The sequence below is a fragment of the Microbacterium sp. NPDC057407 genome (genome assembly GCF_042803895.1).
In the GTDB taxonomy this organism is placed as follows: Bacteria; Actinomycetota; Actinomycetes; order Actinomycetales; family Microbacteriaceae; genus Microbacterium.
In genome coordinates, this window is sequence record NZ_JBHVCA010000013.1 from 1 (window position 1) to 5410 (window position 5410).

At 64.3% G+C, this 5410-nt stretch carries 5 protein-coding genes; 2 read left to right on the forward strand and 3 right to left on the reverse strand.

Annotated elements, in window-relative coordinates:
- Nucleotides 1-131 precede the first annotated feature (131 nt).
- On the forward strand, nt 132-1715 hold the full coding sequence (locus tag ACFUTX_RS16440) for an SIR2 family protein (protein ID WP_378867190.1): 1584 nt from the start codon (nt 132-134) through the stop codon (nt 1713-1715).
- Between the two features lie 699 nt (nt 1716-2414).
- On the opposite strand, the gene ACFUTX_RS16445 is transcribed toward ACFUTX_RS16440, so the two are convergent.
- Nucleotides 2415-2798 carry a helix-turn-helix domain-containing protein gene (locus ACFUTX_RS16445; protein ID WP_378867193.1) on the reverse strand — a complete coding sequence of 128 codons (384 nt, stop codon included), beginning with the start codon at nt 2796-2798 and terminating at the stop codon, nt 2415-2417.
- A 95-nt stretch (nt 2799-2893) separates the two neighbouring features.
- Between ACFUTX_RS16445 and ACFUTX_RS16450 the strand changes: the two genes are divergently transcribed.
- Nucleotides 2894-3280: a hypothetical protein gene (locus ACFUTX_RS16450; RefSeq protein ID WP_378867195.1), complete on the forward strand. Its 387-nt coding sequence runs from the start codon at nt 2894-2896 to the stop codon at nt 3278-3280.
- 178 nt (nt 3281-3458) lie between these two features.
- Here the strand turns inward: ACFUTX_RS16450 and ACFUTX_RS16455 are convergent, their stop codons facing one another.
- Both ACFUTX_RS16455 and ACFUTX_RS16460 read right to left on the reverse strand, forming a co-directional pair.
- Entirely contained in the window at nt 3459-3839 is a 381-nt protein-coding gene (locus tag ACFUTX_RS16455) for a winged helix-turn-helix transcriptional regulator (protein WP_378867198.1), read from the reverse strand.
- A gap of 592 nt (nt 3840-4431) precedes the next feature.
- Entirely contained in the window at nt 4432-4710 is a 279-nt protein-coding gene (locus ACFUTX_RS16460) for a hypothetical protein (protein WP_378867201.1), read from the reverse strand.
- Nucleotides 4711-5410 lie beyond the last annotated feature (700 nt).

The window sequence follows — 5410 nt, forward strand, 5'->3', positions numbered from 1 at the left end:
TGGATCCACTTCTACAATCACCACAGGCGCCACTCCGCAATCGGAGCCCCACCCATCACCAGACTCAACAACCTGCCTGGACATCACAGCTAGACGAGGATCGTCAATGGACGTGCTCCAGACTGGGACTCGTGAACGCGACACCCCGAACTGCTGTGCTACTGGGCGCCGGCGCATCGCGTGATGCAGGGCTTCCGCTGACTGAGCGACTCGCCGAGTTGCTGGTCTCGTCCTTCGACGAGGAGCTCGCTACCGCCGACCAGTACCAACGCGGCGAGCAACTTCCTGTAGTGCGGGCGCTCCATGTTGTGTACGGAGCGATGGTCTCCCATGCAACAGAGCAGGGTTCCAGCCCTTTGGCCGCCGTAAATGTGGAGCGGCTCGTTTCAGCAGTGCGGCTCTTGCGGGACCGACGCTCCCACGAGGCGGCACCCTTCGTCTCTGCATGGCGCGCCTCGATAGAGGAGGTGGACGACCACCCGCTCCCCTTGCGAGATACGGAGCTTCACATCGGCTTCGACCGCGATCTGCGGCTCAGACTGGACGGACTCACCCAAGATATTGCGACCGTTGCTAGGGCGGTTGTTGCAGCCGGAGACGGCTCGACGTTTCGGGACCTCGAGGATCAATTGCTTCGCCGCATCTGCGGCCTCCTCGACTCGCCTGAGGACGTGAGCTACTTTCAGCCCCTCCTCGACTTGGCGCGAGTCCAGCCGGGCGGGTTGGATATCACGACGCTGAACTACGATCGCACCGTGGAAATCGCCGCCGCAGCCCAAGCTGTGCCAGTGGATATCGGACTTGATCGCTGGGTCCCGGGTCAGCCGCTCGAGTTCGCACCAACTGATGGCCAGATCAACCTAATAAAGCCTCATGGCTCGATCGACTGGGTACGACTTTCGGGCACGTCGCACGAGCGTATTGAGGGTCACCCTCTAGTTCGTCATCGCTACCGCGCCCACACCAAACCCAGCCCGGTTGCGTCCTACCGGACAAGCGACACTCCACTCATAGTGATCGGTGACCGCGAGAAATTGGAAACAGACGGTCCGACTCTGCCGCTGATGCGCGCGTTCGAGGAGTCGCTGACGCGCGCCGGCAGGCTCGTCGTGGTCGGATATTCGTTCGGGGATGAGCATGTGAACACGGTCGTAAGGAACTGGCTGGTGGCAGACGCGACTCGGACGATCGTCATCCTGGACCCGGGATGGAGCGAGCCGCAACGCCGAATCATCGGCCCCGATTCTGAACTCACCCTGCGCGAGGCCCTTGCGTTCACAGCGGGTCTTTCGCTTGAGCGAGCTCCGGGCCGAGTCCTCGTGGTTAGGAAGGGCGCGAGGGAGGGACTCGCGGAAGCTCTTGCCAGTGCACCTCTCGGCCAAACCGCCGAGGTTCTCGAGATCAGGACCGTACTCGACGTGCCGAGTCATCTGAGAGTTACCAACAACGGTTACGACATCGAACAACTTCGTATCTCCGCCCCGCGAATGACCAACAGCGCTGCGTACCAATCGGTGGGAGGACTACGCCTTGACCCGGCGACTTCGGGCGGGCAGGAAGTAACGGTCGAAAGCCTGCCGCACGGCTCGAGCGTGTCGGTGTACTTTGATCACCTGCCCGAGGGTGAGGGCGTGGCACGAGTCCAGTTCGCGGGCAGAACCTGGGCGTACGACCTCCATTTTTCAAAGGAGATCAAGATTCCTCGGTCCGCCTGAATCACGGGTTCGTGCGCATCCTCGACAGGCTCGATCGGTGACGGTGGGATTTGAACGCATACGGGATGTGGTCACAGGGATCACATCAGAGCACAGAACCGCACGAAATCAACGATCCGAGTCCACAAACGCTGCATCGAGTCACACTCGATTCACTGCGCTTGTTCCCGCCCCTGTTCCCGCCTGCGGACGGAGGGATTTGAACTAACGCACGGGGACTTCTCATAGTGGACAACCACTGCGCGAGCCCGAGATTACGGGTATTGCAAGATTCCGTCGGCGACCTCTGATGTACGAGTTCGCGCTCGGGCCTTCCCGAACCCTTCTCACTCGCCAGAGCGCATCGCCGCGAGGAAGAATGCTCACCAGTTGACTGCAGATCGACCCAGTCGTTGATCAAGGAGGGCGCGGGCCACCCGCTTACTCGCCTAAGTAGAGGTGACCCGCGCCGCGGTCAGAGGGCTTCGAACCGAAGGTAGCGCGCCGCTGCGGCTGCAGCAACGGTCCGTTCGCGGCTACTGTGTCGTCTCGCCGCACCAACCGCGCACGTACCGTCATCGACCAGGTTGAGCTCCACGCCGGAACGCCGCTCTAATCCGCTTCACGGTTCAGCCCCGTGGACGACGTTCTCATGTTCGCGCGCGGGCTACGGCGAGTTGGCGGTGACCACGAGCGCCTCAGTCCACCTCGGCCGGATGCTCATGTGGCGATTGTCTGCCGCGGGGTGGCACCGAATGCGGACCGATAGATGCGTGCGAAGTTGGCGGGAGCGAAGCCCCACCGCAGGGCGATGTCACGGACGGTGTCGCCGCGTTCGGGGTCGGCGGTCAGGAGATCGCGGTGGGCGCCGACGAGTCGGGCGCGGCGCAGTTCGCCGGCGGTGTCGTTGCCCGTGGGTGAGAACTCATGGACGGCGTGGTTCAGTTGCGCGACGGAGAGGGATGTCGCGCGCGCGATGTCCTCGACGGTGATCGGTTGCGAGGCGTGTCGTCGATGTAGGCGCGGGCGCGGCGGTAGCCGTCTCGCAGGGACCGGACCGAGTCGTGGCGCGGCGCAGGATTCCCGTGCAGGGAATCGATGCATTTGCAGCACCTGGAGCGCCCCTCCGTGGGCGCGAGAGGACCGGGCCGTGTGGCCGACCTACGGTCACGACGCGACCACACCGCTACGCTCACCCCATGAGGACGTCCCTCGCGATGGCGATGCTGGGCGCCACTGCCGTGGCTCTCTCAGCGTGCGTTCCCTACGTCATCCCCTCTGAAGGCCCGATCGCCCTCCAGCCACCGCAGAGCGGTGGGATGGACGCCGCGCTGATCGGTGGCACGCTCCACATCGATGACGACTGCGCGTGGGTGGAGACCGACGGTGAGGACTACGTTCCCGTCTTCCCGATGGACGTCGCGCGGCTGGAGGCGGGTGAGCTCGTCTATGGCGCCCGGTACCGCGACGGCGACCGCATAAACTTCACCGGGGGCGAGTCCGGCGAACAAGGTCCCGACTGGTACATCCCGTCGGGCTGCCCCGATCTGAAGCTCTGGAACGCGTCCGGACCACCGCAGGCCTGAGCCCAGCTTTCATTTCCCGAGCCTCGCTGCGCGGCCGTGTGGGTTCGTCCGCGCAGGGAGGGAGACACACTCGCCGTCCCTCGGGATTGAAAAGGGTGTGGTCTCGTCGCACACCATAGCGGTCGGTTCTCGGCCAGTCGAATGGTTCGTATTGTGAAGGAAACGGTCGATTCAGCCTTCATGGCGCGAACGAAGACCGGGAGTCGCGCTCGAGCCGCGCCGACGCTCCTCTCGCCAACGAGGACGCCGCCTGCGACCGTACTTGGTGTGGACGCGTTGAGCCGTAGGCTTCGCGGGCGTTTTCATTCCGGGGGTAGTTGACAGCTGCCCGATCTGCCAGCGCCATGGCGAGCTCGATCAGCGTTCCGCCGAGGGTCGTGAGTTCGTATTCCACGCGGGGCGGCACCTCCGCGTAAACGGTCCTAGCCACCAGGCCGTCGCGTTGGAGCTGGCGGAGGGTGAGGGTCAGCATGAGCTGTGAGATTCCCGGAATGTGGCGTTGCAGCTCGGTGAAGCGGACCCGTTCGCTACCCAGAGTTCCGATGACCCGGCTCCGCACAGGTGGTTCCTTCGCAGGGTAAACGAGGCTGTAGGAGAACGGGGAGTCACGCTGCTCGGTCAGGAGTCGGCAAGGTCGTGTTCTCGCGCGTGCACGCGCAATTGCTGCACCGCGTTCATGTCCGCCGGCTCGGGCACCACGTAGAGCCCGGTCGGCGAGTTCGCGGTGAACATGAGGGCCTCTACAGGCGGGATTGAGGCGCGGGAGGCGGCTGCCGCAGAACTTGTATACGAGCAAGCTCCGTCGGCGGACCCCGATGACCGTGCGTCCGCCTCCGAGGCTCGTGGGGTCGCGCCATGTGAAGTGGAACGGCTCGTTGCGTCGTAGCTTCGCGCCGTTAACCGTATGTAGCGCACGAGCAACCGGTCCTCGAGGTCGACCCGTATTGTGCCGTCGTACGTAAACTTTCCCATCGAGCGCCTCCGCGCCTGGCCCGTCACTCAACGGGGGCGTGCTGCAAGATGCAGCTCGAGGGACCGGAATCAAATGGAAGGTCGATTACTTCAAGCGTGCTCGTCGTCGGACCAGAGCGCAAGAGTGACGCGTGACGGCGGACCGGCGCGAGGCTCAGGATCGGTGTCGCCACCTGTGGTCAAACGGGTGCCAGTTCGGCAGCTCGCCGGTGCAGGTCTTCCAGCTGAGCAGCCGTACCGAGATCGCCGGGTTCGCTGCCAGGAATGCCCACGGTGGCCAAGACGTGTGCGTCGCCCAGCAGGAGGGTGGCGCTGGTGATCGCACCGTCTACCACGCAGGGGAACTCGACGCGTTGCGTCAATCCGTGTTGGGCCAGCCGCTCCGCGAGCTCGAGCACCACCTCTGCGAACTCGTTGGTGGTGATGATGCGGGCCCCCGCGACCACGAGCTCTTTCATGTGACCCCCTCTCCGGGAAACGGCAAACCTGCGTCGATTGTCCGCCCCCGGATCAGCGTTGGCAACGGGTGATCGCTTACTGGCCCGGGGATGCGGACGCTGTCCATCTGCGCCTGGACGTCACCGATCGTGGATTAGAAGTGAATCGTCTCCGGCGGGCCGTGGTCCGTTTCGATCCTGTTTGACGTTGTCGTATTCGGTGCGCGAAGCGAGAAGTCGTGTCTAGCCGTGCGATCGGCAGAGGCGGATTACGGCCACCCGTTCGCTTGTCAACGTCGAACGATCTTGCGCCGGGGAGTGGGGGATACACGCGGTGGGTGCCAGGGGTGGGCCAGTGCCGCGCCGAGGACACGCACCCAGCGAGGCTCGCCAAGCGAGGGCCGACGGCGCGTAGTTCTCCGCCCCGCCCGACTTCCTCTGTTGCGAACATCGTCCGTCACATACGCTCGGCACATCGCTCGCGACCCGAGGGCCAGCGAAGCGCGCACGGTCAGGGTACGCCGGATGGTCAGGGCGTGAGCCTCACACCGGATGAGCCGTGCACTCTGCATCCCCGGGCTTTGAGCACGCTCGCCCGGGAATGCTGGTCTCGCGGCTGGGTTCGACTAGCTGTTCTTCCCCGACACGTTGTGAACACCTGAGGTAGGCGAAGACCTCCGGGACGATGTGGGTACCACCCTCACATCCGCTCCACGGAGGT

Bases quoted from the DNA above. Each gene is read 5' to 3' on its own strand.
- ACFUTX_RS16445 (WP_378867193.1), bottom strand. From the start codon at position 2,798: ATGCATCGATTCCCTGCACGGGAATCCTGCGCCGCGCCACGACTCGGT.
- ACFUTX_RS16460 (WP_378867201.1), bottom strand. From the start codon at position 4,710: ATGAAAGAGCTCGTGGTCGCGGGGGCCCGCATCATCACCACCAACGAG.
- ACFUTX_RS16450 (WP_378867195.1), top strand. From the start codon at position 2,894: ATGAGGACGTCCCTCGCGATGGCGATGCTGGGCGCCACTGCCGTGGCT.